Genomic DNA, 14422 nt, shown 5'->3' with positions numbered 1-14422 from the left:
AATCATCACCCGGTAGACGAAGGAATACTGTACTTACTGAAGAGTCAGTATTCATGGATACAAAGGTGTAAGCAGTTGGATAAATAACACATCTTTTATAAAATAACACTAATAACCTTAATGTTTCTTTTCACACCGTCAGTAACCTCCAGAGAATACACACACTACGCAGGTTTAAGTTATTCACACCCTGGTGTTAAAATGATATTAGCCACCATTTCTGTCTTCCGGACTTGATACCTGTACAGGCATGTGTTCATGAAAGATTTGTATACGCACACTTTTTGACTCCCGGAACTGGTCACCCTGCCACTGTAATATTTACTGCAATAGTATCTTGCCGTTATTTATACCGATACGGGGTTTATTTTCTGATTACTCCCCCGGTATTTTCAGGCACAAAAAACGTGGAAGTAAGAGAGTAATTATTGGTTACTCAGGAAAAACATTCCATGCGCGGCCCGGAAAACATGAAAAAAGGTAAATTCATGACGGGCTAACGTATTTATTTTCGAGGGGAAACTGCATTCTCCCCGGCGATAACAATCAGACCACAGAATGCTCTGCAACTGGATGACAGGATAAGATACTCCCTGACCAGGTAAACACAGTCGGAAAAACAGTCTCGCTGTAAGACGCTGATCGGAAGTAACGGAACACCCTCAGTCGCCTGAAAAGACAGTCAGAATCGTTTTCACCTTAAAATCATGTCATAACAATCTGAAACAACAGAAAAAAACAAACACAAAAAAATGACAAGCAAAGTATATATAATTCATTTAATTCAATGAATTAATAGGAAATCATAAGCTCTGAATAATGCTTAAAAGGCTATGTTTTACCATGCCGGTACTGTGATCCAATCACTCTTAATTCAGAGCTTTATACGATATAATTCGGAGGTATAAAAACAGAACCAGTATTCGGGAGAGCAGAATGAGAAGGGACGGACTGAATGATTTTTATGAAGTGAACTTTCTGAGGTTAAGGGAGATAGATGCCACGTATCCATCGGAACCCATACGTTACGTGGACCTGGCTGACATATACAGCTTCATCAGCTTTAAAGATGCAGAATGTGAAAAAATACCGCCTGATAAACTTTCCACTAAAAAAAGAAAAACGCAGGTAACAGACGGCTACGCATGCAATCTTTTGTCGGACATTCTTAAATATGAGAATTCATTACGCCCTGGCTCATCCCGTTCTCTCGCGGGAACGCATAAATATTTGAAGCTTCATTGCGAAGCAACCCCAGAATATAAAGAAGAACTGAAGAAAAATCTTATTCACAAAGAAGATGTGCTACTTAAAATCCAGACTGAATATAACAAAATAAAAAATAAAGCATCCGGAAAAATCACAATAATCCCAATCAGCTTTCACCTCAACTGCAAGACAAATGGAATACTTGAACACATCATCGATGACTTAACCATAATTAACATAGCCTTTTCCTCGATGATGAGTAAAATAAAACATCGCACAATGTACAGCCGGATAGCCGGACATGTAAGACTGGGCATGCTGGACGAGAATTTTGAGCCTTTCGCCCATGTGTTATTTTTTATTCAGGACGGGGCTGTCAGTCATGACTTTATCAGGGAAATTATTGAGGTCTGGTACTCTTTCATCCCTGAAGACATTGAATGCCTGGTGGGTGTTTCTGGTTTTGACTTTAATTTCTTACTCAACTTCCAGCGTGAAGTCATCAACAAACAAAAAAGTTCTCCCACGCCAGGAGGAATAGACTTTTTCATATCCGACATACTGAATCCGTTCCCTGATGTCACTGCACCTGGCTATCGGCGTCATGAACCCTGCACATTATTCTCCCGTCTGCTCAGAAGAACAGAAAGGGAAGATAACATCAACAGACCCCACCGACGACGTCTTGCTGACAGGGAGGCAGAAATCAGTGCGACTAAAAAAAAGAGTGGTTATGACAAACTGAAAAACACACCAGCAATTCACAGGGAATATTTTTTAAGAATTGCAAAAAAAATCAACAAAATTCCTTTTATGCGTACCATAAACTGAATCAACATATCTGTGGGGGGGCGCTCGCCCCTGCTGATATCTGGATTAAATGCTATATCCGCATTTTTAAATTTTTCTCAGTTATATATCACCTCAGTGAATTCCCTCCCGTTTACGTCAGTCAGGCCATCCATCCGTGATGGCCATTTTATTATGCCGAGGCTTATATGAAACATCCTTCGGGCTATGCCCTTATCCGTCGCCATCTGCGGCGCTATCCCCGTATTCTGCGGCAGCATCTTCTCCGGGAGCTCAGCCGCCTCGTCGCGTATGAACCCGTGATTGGCATCATGGGCAAGACCGGCGTCGGCAAATCCTCGCTGTGTAATGCGTTGTTCCGGAGTGAAGTCTGTGCGGTGAATGCCGTGGAGGCCTGTACCCGTCAGCCTCAGCGTGTACGTCTGCGCTTCGGTAACCATTACCTGACGCTGGTGGATTTACCCGGTGCGGGAGAGAGCATCAGCCGTGACAACGAATACCGTGAGCTGTACCGCGAACTCATGCCACAACTCGATATGGTGCTGTGGGTGCTCAAGGCCGATGACCGCGCATTCTCGGTGGAAGAGCTTTTTTATCAGGAGGTATTCGCACAATACAGCGGACCGCTGCCACCGGTGTTATGGGTCCTCAACCAGGTGGATAAAACCGAACCTGCAGCGCACTGGAACTGGTTATCGGCGCAGCCATCAGCATTGCAGGCTGAACGTATTATACAGAAACAACAGACCGTGGCCCGTCAGATGGGAACCGCAGAGACGAATATTCTTCCGGTGTCAGTCAGGGGGCGGTACCACCTTCCCCGTCTGGTGGAGGCGATGATTACCCGTCTCCCAAAGCAGGCCCGCAGCCCGCTGGTGCCTCACCTGCAAAGCGGGTACCACACCCCCGGCATTATCACTACCGCCCGCAACAGCTTTGGCGATGCCGTGGTAGAAGTGATTGACGCGGTCATCGACCTGGCCCCGTTGCCGCAGGTTGCACGTTGCGCGCTCCGGACAGTCACACACACCGTGGCCCGTGCTGCCCGGACCGTCTGGTCCTTCTTCTTTGGCTGACTTCCGCATCGATAAGCCTGTCTTCCGTTTCGATAAATAATCTGGCTCTGTCACGATCGATTTTGTCGATCGACCCGATCGGTTTTATTCATTTTTCATGATGAATTTCCGGTTATAGAATCCCTCAGGGATACTGTATTCAGCCATTTACTGATTAAAAATCAATGCGATGAATTGCAGGAATGCCTTCATCCGGAGAAAAGTAATGAAAAGGTTTTTTATGGCGCTGACCGCCAGTCTGTTGTTCACCTCACTTCCCTCCCTGGCCGGTAGCGATATGCCCGTTAAAGTGGAGGTCAGCCATGCCGGCCATGAGTGCTATGGCTGCATCTATGTCACCGTGACAGCAAAAACCGACACCGTTCTGATAAAGAAAATCGATGTTAACAGGGGAAAATGCCCGATGCTGACACACCGAAAAATAGCCTACAGGGGCCGGAATGTGGATGGCTGGTGGCCCACAGATAAACCGTTCACACCCCGTAAAATGACCTTCGCTGAGAGTGTCTTCTGGAAATTTGGTCACACTTTGGATTTTGGTAAAGCCTGCAATTTTGTTGAGGCCCGGGTGTTCACCGATCAGGGCACATTCACCGTCAGCCAGTGATATCGCCAGTATCACTTATCAGCCCTCTTTCTTAACGCGTCTCAATGTCTTCAGGAGAGACCCGTATCGTCTTAACCATCACCCTCAGGGAATACTATGAAAAAGAAAATACTGCTTTTCACTCTTCTGATATCTGCTCTGACTCCGGCAGTGTCACAGGCCTTCGGTAACCGTGATACCTGGGCCAGCGGCTGGGGTCAGGGCGTGTCTGAGTTTGTAATTCTGGGGAAAGGACAGTCACAGCTTTACCTGACCTGCGAAGACACCGGCTCACAAGCGGCCACCCTGACCTTCACCGACGCAAACGGTCATCAGGTCAGGATGGATAACGGCCAGTCGCTGGACATGAAAATTGACGATGAGGAGCCTGTCAGCGTCAGTGACAGCGAGTCACATGTGGGCTCAGACAACGTGGCATGGGCATGGGATAAACTGCGCACCGGTAAGCGGGTCATTGTGTCCGGGGAGGGCGTAAAGGCAGCCGTGTTTACGCTTAACGGTGCGGGGAAGGTCCTTCCCGCGTTCGGGGACAGCGGCTGTCTGCCGAAATATGCCCTGCCGTAATAAAGACAGGTAACGCCTTTTTTCTGAATTCATTCACGCTCACGACAACAGGAACCTCAGTCCATGACGCATATCCCGGTTCAGGCAGCACACACCCGCCAGCCCTGACCACTGCATCAGTATTTCACACCGCCGACGCCCTGCTCATTTGAGCGGGGCGTTTTCTTTTGTTTCTCATCAGGGATCAGATATGCAGACCACTGATAATGCGTCGCTGCCACCCGGCCCCTTCACCCGCCGACAGGCGGAAGCCATGGCCGCACGCTATCTCAACGTCACCGTCGAAGACGACCAGGGCCCCATTTTCGTCTGGTCATCCGCGACTGCCGTGGCATGCTGATATGGCGGGACTGGAATTTTGCCCCGCAGGCCGGAGAGATGCTGAACCGCTATCTCATCAGCGACGGTATTCCTGTGTCACCACAGCCACTGAGCCACTGAGCGGCGAAGTCCTGCTCATTTTTCAACAGAACACAGTCCCCCACAGGCCATGCACCTTCCGGAGCATGGCCTTTCTGCTTTTATGCCCTTTAACCCGATATCAGAGGTATTAACCATGCGCTTAGCCAGCCGTTTTGGTGCGGCCAGTCTCGTACGCCGCGACCGCCCACTGACCCGTGATGAACTGGCACACTATGTGCCCAGCGTATTCAGTGAAGAAAAGCACGAATCACGCTCAGAACGTTATACGTATATCCCGACCATCACACTGCTTGATAATCTGCAGCGGGAAGGCTTCCAGCCGTTCTTTGCCTGCCAGACCCGCGTTCGCGACCTGAATAAACGCGACCACACAAAGCACATGCTGCGTCTGCGGCGTGAGGGGCAAATCACCGGCAAACAGGTCCCCGAAATCATCCTGCTTAACAGCCACGACGGCTCCAGCTCATACCAGATGCTGCCGGGCCTGTTTCGCTTTGTCTGCCAGAACGGACTTGTCTGTGGCGAAACCTTTGGTGAGGTTCGCGTACCGCACAAGGGGAATGTGGTGGATAAAGTCATTGAAGGGGCTTATGAGGTGCTGGGGATATTTGACCGGGTGGAGGAGAAGCGGGATGCCATGCAGTCACTGCTACTTCCTCCGCCGGCACAACAGGCGTTTGCCAGAGCCGCCCTGACGTACCGCTTTGGGGAAGAGCACCAGCCGGTGACGGAAGCACAGATTCTGTCTGCGCGACGCTGGCAGGATGAAAGTTCCGACCTGTGGACCACCTACCAGCGTATCCAGGAAAACCTGATTAAAGGCGGTCTGCCGGGCAGAACAACGAAAGGTAAACGGGCCCACACCCGTGCGGTTAACGGCATTGACGGCGACGTGAAGCTCAACCGCGCCCTGTGGGTAATGGCGGAAAGCCTGCTCGGGAGCCTGAAGTAATGCAGTGTATTCCTGGCGGCGTGATTCAGGTTTCGCCACATCCGTTCTCCCTGATCAGTGAGCAAAGCTGCCGCTACATCTCTGATGACGACCTGTGCGCCTGGTGCTCTCACCTTCTTTATCGTCCCGGTGAACTCAGCCAGTGCGGCATAAGTATCCCTGAGGGGCACTGGCCTTCACGCTGTGATGATGATGGCTATGTGCAGTTCTGTCCGTCACTTTGTCACAACAACCCACATGAAAATACAAAGGAAATCAAATGAACAACATACTCACCCTGACCAGTCCGGTGACTGAATCTCTCACCTCACCACGTACTGATACAGACCGCATCGAATGCATGCCCGTACCCGATGAACAGCGTGCCGCCTTCTGGCCGCAGCAGTTTGGCAGCATACCGCAGTGGATAACCCTTGAACACCACATTTTTGGCTGGATGGACCGGTTTTGCAGGGACTACAGCGGCGGGATATGGAATTTCTTTACCCTCAGCAATGGCGGTGCATTTATGGCCCCGGAGAACGAAAACGATGAGAAATGGACACTGTTTAACAGCATGAACGGTAACGGCGCAGAGATGAGCGCTGAGGCTGCCGGGATAGCCGTCTGCCTTATCGCTTACAGTCATCACGCCTGCCGCACCGAATGCAATGCCATGACGGAGCACTATTATCGCCTGCGGGACTATGCCCTGCTGCACCCGGACTGCCACGCAATTATGCGTATCATTGATTAGGGGAATAACCATGACGAATCCGGCCCCCTTACCCACGTCATCGCAGCCTGATATGTTCCCGTCACTGACCTCACCACACCAGGAAGTCCCCCTGTCCCCGTATGCCCGGCGAACGTTACGGCGGGCAATGAACCTGCTGGAGCGCCAGTTGCGTGAACCCGGTGTGGCCTTCACCTCCGCCGGTGCCACCCGGGACTGGCTGCGTCTGCGCCTGGCAGGGGAAGAGCGCGAAGTGTTTATGGTGCTGTTCCTCGACAACCAGAACCGCCTCATTGCCCACGAGATACTGTTCACCGGCACTATCAGTCATACCGAAGTCCATCCCCGGGAAGTGGTGAAAGCCGCCCTGAAACATAACGCAGCCGCCGTCATCGTTGCCCATAACCATCCGTCAGGCCTGGCGGAGCCCAGCCAGGCTGACCGCCGCCTCACGGAACGTCTTAAGCAGGCACTGGACCTGGTGGATATCCGCCTGCCGGACCATCTGGTGGTTGGCGGCATGGAAGTAGTGTCATTCGCTGAACGCGGCTGGCTGTAAGGAGAGCAGCGATGAAGATTATCAGCAAACGTCAGGCGATGGCGCTATATCGCCAGCATCCTGAGTCCAGGCTGTTTCGCTTCTGTTCCGGAAAATACGCCTGGTCCGGCAGCGTCTGCCACTATGCAGGGAAGGAGGTCCAGGATATCAGCGGCGTCCTGGCCGTGTTCGCTGAACGTCGCCAGGACCGCAACGGCCCGTATGTCGTTCTGCGCAGCGTCACCCTCAGTTAACTCATATTCAAGGAGCACGACCTTGTTGAATAAAACACTGCCGGCAAATCATCATATTTCTGAACCGTGGTGGGGACTGAAACGTAATATCACCCCGTGCTTCGGTGCACGGCTGGTACAGGAAGGCAACCGGCTGCATTATCTGGCCGACCGCGCCAGCATCACCGGGACATTCACCGACGCGGATTTGCGCCATCTCGACCAAGCGTTTCCGGCACTGCTCAAACAGCTGGAATTAATGCTGGTTTCCGGTGAGCTCAATCCCCGCCATCAGCACTGTGTCACGTTATATGCAAAAGGACTGACCTGTGAAGCAGATTCCCTCGGATCACATGGCTACATTTATACAGCAATTTATCCGACACCAGACGACAGCATAACCCGGTAACCCTACCCCATAATCCTTCATTCTTTTTAACCCGACTTCATTCAGGAGCATTTCATTATGCAAACCTTATCCGCCATCCCGACGCGGAAGGCACCGTCACGCCCGACGCCCGTTGAAATCTGGCAGCAACTTCTTACGTATCTGTTAAAAAGACATTACGGCCTTTCGCTTAGCGACACGCAATTTTCCGATGAGAAGATTATTACGCAATATATTGACGCCGGTATCTCACTGTCAGATGCACTCAATTTTCTCGTTGAAAAATCTGAACTGGTGCGGATTGATCGTCCCGGTTTCTCCATTAAGCATCAGTCCCCTTTTATCGGGGTGATTGATATTCTCCGGGCCAGACGGGCAACGGGTTTGATGCAACGTAACGGGTATAAAAGGATCACTCTTCTCATCGCTGGAAATGCAGCTCAGAAGCAACATTCATGAAACTATCCCTGACGGCAGAAGCCGATGCTATCAATGTACTGGCCCTCAACATGGGTCGTATCATCGTGGATATCGATGGCATTGAACTGGAAGACATTATTAACGCGATCTGCGACAACGGATATTCACTTCGTATTGCTGATACCCCCGGAAAGCGGGTTGTTGAAGATCCATTACTACCCGCCGCCCACCTTACCGGTATCCATTGCAGTACCGCGCATATCACCGAAGCCGACAACACCCTGCTGTACAAACAGTCGCATCAGCATGAAGACTTTAGTGAGTCAGAATGGATCCATTTTTCGGGCACCGGCTATCTGCTCCGTCTGAGCGCGTGGTCATTTCCGGTGTTGCGGCTAAAACGACTCGGTTTGTCGAAAGCCTGTCGTCGTCTGGTGGTAGCACTTATGCGTCGTTACTCCGTGAGCATTATTCATCTTGATGCCTGTGGCGAAGTGCTGCCAGGTTTTCCCACATTTGACTGGTAACACAACATCAATCACCACAAAAAACTCTAATGCCAGAGTTAACCACTGAAGTCGCTCTCAATAGTCTGACTGGCTGCAGGACAATATCGATAACGGTACGAGGATCATCTTCGACAACGACGAAGACAACACCAACTCAGCAAAGTTGTTGTCCTGGATTGAGCGGGTACGAAATGATGTTCGCACCCGCTCAATCCAGCTTCTGCAACAGACCAGAACTGATTAACCACCAGGCAATACTCATTACACACGTATAAGCGCCAGCCCTTACCGGCTGGCGCTTTACTTTTAGATAAAGGAAAGAAAAGATGTCAGACCTTAACTTCACCGAATCCGAAGTATTAACCAGCCACACCGACATGATTTGCTCCACCAGCATTGAGCGCATCTTCACCGGACGTAATGCCGCGCTGGCACAGAATGAAGTGCTCATTCAGCAACTCAACGATATTTCAACACTGACCCGTTGTATTGGCGGTAAAACCGCTCTGGACTGGGCCATGAAGCAGAAATTCCGCTGTGGTTGCTGGTTGATGGAGAAACCAGAAACAGCGATGAAAGCCATTACCCGTAATTTCGATCGTGGTATATGGCGCGATTTAATGAAAAAGTCAGGGATGCTTTCCATCATGGACGCTCAGGCGCGTGATCAGTGGTACAGAAACCTTGAGGGGGATGACATTCCTGCAGTCAGCGAAGCCAACATTCTGAGCACTTTTGAGCAACTTCATCTGAATAAAGGTGATGTGTTTGAGCGTGGTGTGATTAACGTATTTAAGGGTCTGAGCTGGGACTACAAGAGCAACAGCCCGTGTAAGTTTGGAAAAAAGATTATCGTGACAGGGCTGGTGAAATATGATCGTTGGGGATTTGGGCTTCTCTGGGGCTGGCAACGCGATCGATTAGCTGACCTTGAGCGGATGCTGATGCTGATGCTTCTGGACGGAAAACCGGTTCCCGACAACCGTGCCGACGTCACCCGTCGTCTCGCCGATCATATCCATGAAAACAGGCACAGCAATCGTTACGAGGATGAGATGTTTTCGATCAAATACTTTCAGAAGGGAACTGCCCATATCACTTTTAAGCGACCGAAACTGGTCGAGAGGATGAACTATATCATAGCGAAGTACTATGCGGGAGTGTTGTCTGCAAGATAAACACTGTAGTATACGAATCTCTGACATATTCGTTATAACTGAGACACTAAAAAGAAGCCGAAGGCAAAAAGGATATTGTCGCTTTACTACAGTGTAAAAAGAGACCAAGAAGTAGCTGTGAGTACTCCAGTCCCCACAAGCAAAATCATTTGGGGGTGCTTATGGGGGTTATTTATTTATCCAATACAAAACATCAACATTAAATCAATAAGTTAACCATCAAATTAGACTCCTGTGATCTCCGCCAGTTTGCCTCTCCTGAGTTCTCCCTAAGTCAACTAACCCCTTCTGAATGCAGCGATGCTCTCCTGAGGTCAACTCATATCTATTAGATATCATGAACTTTTAGCACGGCTTTGGCGCGTAAAACGATAAATAAACGGCCCCTTAAACGAGCGGGCCGGCGAACAAAATTAACCTAACACCATTTTGCCGATCATCAGCCCCATCGCCACAGAGACAATCACATTCACCAGGCCGGGACGCATAAAGCTGTGGTTAAGCACGTATTTGCCGATACGGGTGGTGCCGGTATCGTCGAAGGCCAACGCCGCGAGGCACTGCCCGGCTACCGGAATAAAGAAGTAGCCGTTAACCGCAGGCCAGGAGCCAATCAGCGCATACGCCGGTAACCCCAACGCCAGCCCCAGCGGCAGCAGAATCAGGGTAGTCGCCGCCTGACTGCTGACCATCGCCGAGACAAAGAACATCATGATGGCGATGAGCCAGGTATGCTCCTGCAACAGCACCTGCACTTCGGATTTGATCAGGTCGATATGGCTACTGACGAAGGTTTCACTCATCCACGCCAGGCCAAAGGCACAAACGATCGCCAGCGCACCGGCGCGGAACACGCTGCCACTGAGGATGTGATCCACCTGCGGGCGGCACAGCAGCACAATCAGGCAGGCAAAAGAGAGCATCACAATCTGGATCGCCGCCGACATCGAGAGCGGTTGCAGCCCTTTGGTGGTTTCAACCAGCGGACGCAGGCCCGGCACTAGCCCCAGCAGCACAATCACCACCGCGCCGGTCAGGAACAACAGCACCGAGAGTTTCGCGTGTGGCGCAATTTCAGTGCTGCGCTCCGCTTTGCCGATCGGCTTGAGCAACCCTTCCGCCAGGCGACGCTGGTATTCCGGATCGTCCTTCAGTTCCTTGCCTTTATTAAAGGTGGCGATCGCTCCCGCCGCCACGCCAATCAGCGTCGCCGGGACGCAAATCATCATGATAGTGGAAATAGAGATGCCGAACGGGGCCATCAGGCCAATCATCGCCGCCATGGCCGCCGAAATCGGGCTGGCGGTTATCGCCTGCTGAGACGCGATGACCGAAATCGACAGCGGACGCTCCGGGCGAATGCCGGAATCCCGCGCCACTTCGGAGATCACCGGCAGCAGGCTGTACACCACATGCCCGGTGCCGGACATAAAGGTGAAGATATAACAGATAAACGGTGCCAGCAGCGTGATATAGCGCGGATGGCGGCGCAGCATTTTTTCCGCCAGCCGGACTAATAAATCCAGTCCGCCGGACGCCTGTAATGACGATGCCGCTAATACTACCGAGAGAATAATTAAAATAACATCAATGGGCGGCGACGAGGGCGTCAGGCCAAAACCAAATACCAGAACGCCAACGCCAAGGCCGCCAACCATACCTAAAAATACGCCGCCAATACGCGCACCAAACATCAGGGCAACCAGGATAAAACACAATTCTGTCCAGAACATACTTACCCCCGGATAATGGAGTGAATTCCAGTTATGTTTTTATGTAATCGGTGAAAGGCAATTAGCCGGAATACGGTTTACCAAAGCCAAACGCGCCATAATGATGTAAGACCTGGCCCGCGGATTTCCCGCCTGCCGTCATGGCGCGAATAATATCGTCATGGTCCGGTTGGGGTTTATCGCATGCCAGAATGGATAGCATAAAGCCAGTTAAAAAAGCATCCCCCGCGCCGAGAGTATCGACCGGTTGAATATAAACAGGCTGCCACTCAATAAGTTCACCGCCGGCATAGTAATAAACCTTTTCATGCCCGCGGGTAGCGATAACATGTTTACAACCGTAATCGTATAAATTATAAATTTTATTAATCGTCTCTTCGACCGATAATGCGCCGCAGGAAATAAAACCATAATCGACCCACGGACATACCTGTTGAAAATAGTCGTCAGTCCCTCGCCCGGAAAAATCAAACGACAGGGTGACATTGCGTTGTTTAATTTTTTCTAATTCCGGTTCGAGAAATCCATTAATGCTGGAGTGCACCGCATCGAATTGCGCAATATAATCGAGATCGTCGTCGGATAATTGCAGCGGGTGTTCCCGTAATACGCCGTTTTTATTACTGGTGACAAATTCCCTGTCGCCATCCACCAGCCGGATACAGGCATAGCCGTTTTCCCCGACATAGTGGCGACAGCGCTGACTGTCGATGTTCAGTTCCTGCAATGTTTCCTGCACGTGCCGTGCGGCGGCATCGTTGCCGAACGCGCCAAGAAACGCGCTTTCACAGCCCGCCAGCCGGGCATACACCGCGAAGTTCAGTGCATTACCGCCGGGATACATCACGCCGGAATGGAGATATTTATCAACGACATTATCACCAATGCCAATCACCTTAATGTCCATCATTATTCCTTGTTGATAACGATAAATCGAGCGTCCCTGCCCCTGCGTCAAATCCTGGCGTGATTAATATTCGACCTTCCACATGTAGCGGCGGGTCGTTAACGGATGCTGGCGGATCTCAGCCAGAGCACGGTTATAAACCGGATAAACGTTATTGAACAACGAATGGTTGAAGTAATCGATCACCGTCGGCTTGATGGTGGAGAGACCCAGCTCTTTAGCATCCACCACTTCGATGCGGCGGCCATATTTTTTCAGGAAGTTCAGGGCGCGCTCATCTACCGCACGGGTGCTGCCTTCAGAGAACTGGAAGAAGAACGGCGTGTTGGCATCGGTGATTTCAAACGGGCCGTGGAAGAACTCGCCGCTGTGGATGCAGGCGGAGTGGATCCACTGCATTTCCATAAAGATGCAGATGCTCTGCAAATAGGCCGCGCCGTAACCCGCACCGCTCGCCATGGTGTAGATGACTTTGTCGTCTTTGTATTCCTGGGCGAACGCCTGGGCGCGGTTCTGCAAATGATCACACGCGCGGTACACGATACGGTTGATTTTGCTCAGTCCGTCCTGGAAATCCTCATAATGGGCATAACCTTCGGTCTGGTTGAGAATTTCTACCGCGGTGATCAGGCCCTTAAGGGTTTTCTCTTCGGCGATGTCTTTGCCGTCGCCGAAGCTGTAGGTTTCTACAAAGTCGCAGTGAGCCACCAGCGGGGAGTCGGTCACCCAGGTCAGGCCAATAACCGGTACGCCGCGGCTCTGGGCCAGCTCTGCCGCTTTGATGGTTTCCGGGGTGTTGCCTCTGTGGGATGCGACCACTACCACCGCGTTGTCGCCCAGTGCCACCGGCGGGTTATTGATAAACTCACCACTGTTGTACAACCCGACGGTGACCTTAGTGGCTTCTTTTTCCAGGAAGGCTTTCGCCGGGTAAAACGCCGCATACGAGCCGCCGCAGGCGACGTAATATACGTGCGTGATCCCGCCTTTCTCTGCTTTATTGTCCACAATGCCGTTAATGATTTCTTTAATACTCATCACTTTTCCCCTTGGGTCGTTTCTGACGTTAACCGCGTGACAGCCGCGCGCCAATCAATGTATCTAAATGTATTGTTATAAATGTATAACATTGGAATACATTTCGATCAACGTGTGCCCATACAAAAAATCGGGATCCGCGATGCGGATCCCGATTTACGCTGAAACGACGTAACGATCAACGGTAAAAAATGGGGGTCAGACGGTAAAACGCAGTTTGTCGCCGACAATCAGTTGATGAGATATGCAGGACATTTCACCTTTGTTATCAATCATCTCGCTTTTAATCGAGATCAACGGATAACGGTTAGCGACGCCGAGATAGTGGGCCACCTCAAAATTAGCGTATACCAGCTCAATGGTTTTGCTGGAGTGGGTAAACCACAGGCCATGCTTGTCGCGCAGAGTATCGTACAGGGAATGGCTGTTGAGATCTTCATTCAGCAGTGCGGCGAACTGCGGGGGGAACCAGACCGTTTCCAGCGATACCGGCACGTCGTCGGCATAGCGAATACGCTCAATCACCACCGCTTTTTCCCCATCGGGGATGTTCAGTTTGGCGCGGGTGTCCTCATCGCAGGCCTCAAACACCGACTTGATGGTGCGCGAACCCGGGCGGCGGCCCTGGGAGCGGCACAGCTCACTGAAGCTCATGATGCCGGTCATACTGCGCTGAAACTTCTCGCCGGATACGAATGTCCCTTTACCCGAGACCCGGGTAAGAAAGTTTTCCCGGGTCAGCGCATCCAGCGCCTTTCGCACCGTTACGCGGCTCACCTGCCAGCTGGCACTGAGATCGTTTTCGGTTGGGATCTGCTGCCCCGGCTGATATTCGCCGCTTAAAATCGCCTCTTTCAGGGCTTCTTCAAGCTGCTTATACAGCGGTTTGGCACTTGAGGTATCCGGCAGATTCACGTTATGTATCCTTTTGTATTATCATAAGGCAGGCAGCGCATGGTTTACAATATACAACAATTTGCTTATGGCTACACTTGAACAGTGATTACTCAGCAAGGAAAAAAGTGTTTGCAATAGAATTGCTGCACAGTTCAGATTGCACCAGTGCCAGCATTCGGGAGGGAGTCACGCGCGATGAATACATACTTATTGCGCAGCGTTATC

Annotated in this window: 18 protein-coding genes and 1 pseudogene; 15 read left to right on the top strand and 4 right to left on the bottom strand. The window is 51.0% G+C overall.

Going from position 1 to position 14422, the window contains the following annotated elements:
* The first annotated feature begins 936 nt into the window (after window positions 1-936).
* The 15 genes and pseudogenes from KI228_RS00445 (at window position 937) to KI228_RS00380 (ending at window position 9622) form a co-directional block, all read left to right on the top strand.
* Window positions 937-2040 carry a hypothetical protein gene (locus tag KI228_RS00445; protein ID WP_040229915.1) on the top strand — a complete coding sequence of 368 codons (1104 nt, stop codon included), beginning with the start codon at window positions 937-939 and terminating at the stop codon, window positions 2038-2040.
* 167 nt (window positions 2041-2207) lie between these two features.
* The gene (locus tag KI228_RS00440; RefSeq protein WP_040229917.1) at window positions 2208-3095 is read left to right on the top strand and encodes a GTPase family protein; all 888 of its coding nucleotides are present in this window, start codon (window positions 2208-2210) and stop codon (window positions 3093-3095) included.
* Between the two features lie 205 nt (window positions 3096-3300).
* The gene (locus tag KI228_RS00435) at window positions 3301-3702 is read left to right on the top strand and encodes a hypothetical protein (RefSeq protein ID WP_000819262.1); all 402 of its coding nucleotides are present in this window, start codon (window positions 3301-3303) and stop codon (window positions 3700-3702) included.
* A 96-nt stretch (window positions 3703-3798) separates the two neighbouring features.
* Window positions 3799-4266 carry a hypothetical protein gene (locus KI228_RS00430; RefSeq protein WP_000727137.1) on the top strand — a complete coding sequence of 156 codons (468 nt, stop codon included), beginning with the start codon at window positions 3799-3801 and terminating at the stop codon, window positions 4264-4266.
* A 190-nt stretch (window positions 4267-4456) separates the two neighbouring features.
* Window positions 4457-4707, top strand: a pseudogene (locus KI228_RS00425) (DUF905 family protein).
* A 115-nt stretch (window positions 4708-4822) separates the two neighbouring features.
* Window positions 4823-5641, top strand: a complete 819-nt coding sequence (locus KI228_RS00420) for a DUF932 domain-containing protein (RefSeq protein WP_001234374.1) — start codon at window positions 4823-4825, stop codon at window positions 5639-5641.
* Window positions 5641-5904, top strand: coding sequence for a hypothetical protein (locus tag KI228_RS00415; RefSeq protein ID WP_001149870.1), 264 nt, complete (start codon window positions 5641-5643; stop codon window positions 5902-5904). Before KI228_RS00420 ends, KI228_RS00415 begins: the two co-directional genes overlap by 1 nt.
* A 77-nt stretch (window positions 5905-5981) precedes the next feature.
* A complete protein-coding gene (locus tag KI228_RS00410; RefSeq protein ID WP_046401710.1) occupies window positions 5982-6377 on the top strand; it encodes an antirestriction protein in 396 nt (131 codons plus the stop codon).
* A gap of 52 nt (window positions 6378-6429) precedes the next feature.
* Window positions 6430-6915 carry a RadC family protein gene (gene radC / locus KI228_RS00405; protein ID WP_038642868.1) on the top strand — a complete coding sequence of 162 codons (486 nt, stop codon included), beginning with the start codon at window positions 6430-6432 and terminating at the stop codon, window positions 6913-6915.
* An 11-nt stretch (window positions 6916-6926) separates the two neighbouring features.
* Window positions 6927-7148, top strand: coding sequence for a DUF987 domain-containing protein (locus KI228_RS00400; RefSeq protein ID WP_038633763.1), 222 nt, complete (start codon window positions 6927-6929; stop codon window positions 7146-7148).
* A gap of 22 nt (window positions 7149-7170) precedes the next feature.
* The gene (locus tag KI228_RS00395) at window positions 7171-7536 is read left to right on the top strand and encodes a type IV toxin-antitoxin system YeeU family antitoxin (protein ID WP_046401691.1); all 366 of its coding nucleotides are present in this window, start codon (window positions 7171-7173) and stop codon (window positions 7534-7536) included.
* Between the two features lie 57 nt (window positions 7537-7593).
* Entirely contained in the window at window positions 7594-7974 is a 381-nt protein-coding gene (locus KI228_RS00390; RefSeq protein WP_046401692.1) for a TA system toxin CbtA family protein, read from the top strand.
* Window positions 7971-8462, top strand: a complete 492-nt coding sequence (locus KI228_RS00385) for a DUF5983 family protein (RefSeq protein WP_046401693.1) — start codon at window positions 7971-7973, stop codon at window positions 8460-8462. The genes KI228_RS00390 and KI228_RS00385 overlap by 4 nt, the downstream gene beginning before the upstream one ends.
* Window positions 8463-8535: 73 nt before the next feature.
* Window positions 8536-8688, top strand: coding sequence for a hypothetical protein (locus tag KI228_RS24255; protein ID WP_370552262.1), 153 nt, complete (start codon window positions 8536-8538; stop codon window positions 8686-8688).
* 82 nt (window positions 8689-8770) lie between these two features.
* On the top strand, window positions 8771-9622 hold the full coding sequence (locus KI228_RS00380; RefSeq protein ID WP_090050165.1) for a DUF4942 domain-containing protein: 852 nt from the start codon (window positions 8771-8773) through the stop codon (window positions 9620-9622).
* Window positions 9623-10035: 413 nt separating this feature from the next.
* Here KI228_RS00380 and KI228_RS00375 read toward each other — a convergent pair whose 3' ends face one another.
* The 4 genes from KI228_RS00375 to KI228_RS00360 all read right to left on the bottom strand — a co-directional run bounded on the left by KI228_RS00375 (window position 10036) and on the right by KI228_RS00360 (window position 14215).
* Complete coding sequence (locus KI228_RS00375) at window positions 10036-11355, bottom strand: anaerobic C4-dicarboxylate transporter family protein (RefSeq protein WP_042323383.1); 1320 nt, start codon at window positions 11353-11355, stop codon at window positions 10036-10038.
* 61 nt (window positions 11356-11416) lie between these two features.
* Window positions 11417-12262, bottom strand: coding sequence for a fructoselysine 6-kinase (locus KI228_RS00370; protein ID WP_042323385.1), 846 nt, complete (start codon window positions 12260-12262; stop codon window positions 11417-11419).
* A 63-nt stretch (window positions 12263-12325) separates the two neighbouring features.
* Window positions 12326-13300 (bottom strand): 6-phosphofructose-aspartate deglycase, encoded by a 975-nt coding sequence (fraB, locus tag KI228_RS00365; RefSeq protein WP_042323387.1) that lies wholly within the window; start codon window positions 13298-13300, stop codon window positions 12326-12328.
* A 198-nt stretch (window positions 13301-13498) separates the two neighbouring features.
* A complete protein-coding gene (locus KI228_RS00360) occupies window positions 13499-14215 on the bottom strand; it encodes a GntR family transcriptional regulator (RefSeq protein WP_042323388.1) in 717 nt (238 codons plus the stop codon).
* Window positions 14216-14422 lie beyond the last annotated feature (207 nt).

The sequence above is a fragment of the Citrobacter amalonaticus genome, assembly GCF_018323885.1.
Lineage (GTDB): Bacteria > Pseudomonadota > Gammaproteobacteria > Enterobacterales > Enterobacteriaceae > Citrobacter_A > Citrobacter_A amalonaticus.
Note: the sequence above shows the minus strand (reverse complement) of the source record. Positions and strands in the feature narration are given on the sequence as shown.

Excerpts from the sequence above, each read along its gene's own strand:
- KI228_RS00445 (WP_040229915.1), top strand. The coding sequence starts at position 937 with ATGAGAAGGGACGGACTGAATGATTTTTATGAAGTGAACTTTCTGAGG.
- KI228_RS00440 (WP_040229917.1), top strand. The coding sequence starts at position 2,208 with ATGAAACATCCTTCGGGCTATGCCCTTATCCGTCGCCATCTGCGGCGC.
- KI228_RS00435 (WP_000819262.1), top strand. The coding sequence starts at position 3,301 with ATGAAAAGGTTTTTTATGGCGCTGACCGCCAGTCTGTTGTTCACCTCA.
- KI228_RS00430 (WP_000727137.1), top strand. The coding sequence starts at position 3,799 with ATGAAAAAGAAAATACTGCTTTTCACTCTTCTGATATCTGCTCTGACT.
- KI228_RS00420 (WP_001234374.1), top strand. The coding sequence starts at position 4,823 with ATGCGCTTAGCCAGCCGTTTTGGTGCGGCCAGTCTCGTACGCCGCGAC.
- KI228_RS00415 (WP_001149870.1), top strand. The coding sequence starts at position 5,641 with ATGCAGTGTATTCCTGGCGGCGTGATTCAGGTTTCGCCACATCCGTTC.
- KI228_RS00410 (WP_046401710.1), top strand. The coding sequence starts at position 5,982 with ATGCCCGTACCCGATGAACAGCGTGCCGCCTTCTGGCCGCAGCAGTTT.
- radC (WP_038642868.1), top strand. The coding sequence starts at position 6,430 with ATGTTCCCGTCACTGACCTCACCACACCAGGAAGTCCCCCTGTCCCCG.
- KI228_RS00400 (WP_038633763.1), top strand. The coding sequence starts at position 6,927 with ATGAAGATTATCAGCAAACGTCAGGCGATGGCGCTATATCGCCAGCAT.
- KI228_RS00390 (WP_046401692.1), top strand. The coding sequence starts at position 7,594 with ATGCAAACCTTATCCGCCATCCCGACGCGGAAGGCACCGTCACGCCCG.
- KI228_RS00385 (WP_046401693.1), top strand. The coding sequence starts at position 7,971 with ATGAAACTATCCCTGACGGCAGAAGCCGATGCTATCAATGTACTGGCC.
- KI228_RS00380 (WP_090050165.1), top strand. The coding sequence starts at position 8,771 with ATGTCAGACCTTAACTTCACCGAATCCGAAGTATTAACCAGCCACACC.
- KI228_RS00375 (WP_042323383.1), bottom strand. The coding sequence starts at position 11,355 with ATGTTCTGGACAGAATTGTGTTTTATCCTGGTTGCCCTGATGTTTGGT.
- KI228_RS00370 (WP_042323385.1), bottom strand. The coding sequence starts at position 12,262 with ATGGACATTAAGGTGATTGGCATTGGTGATAATGTCGTTGATAAATAT.
- fraB (WP_042323387.1), bottom strand. The coding sequence starts at position 13,300 with ATGAGTATTAAAGAAATCATTAACGGCATTGTGGACAATAAAGCAGAG.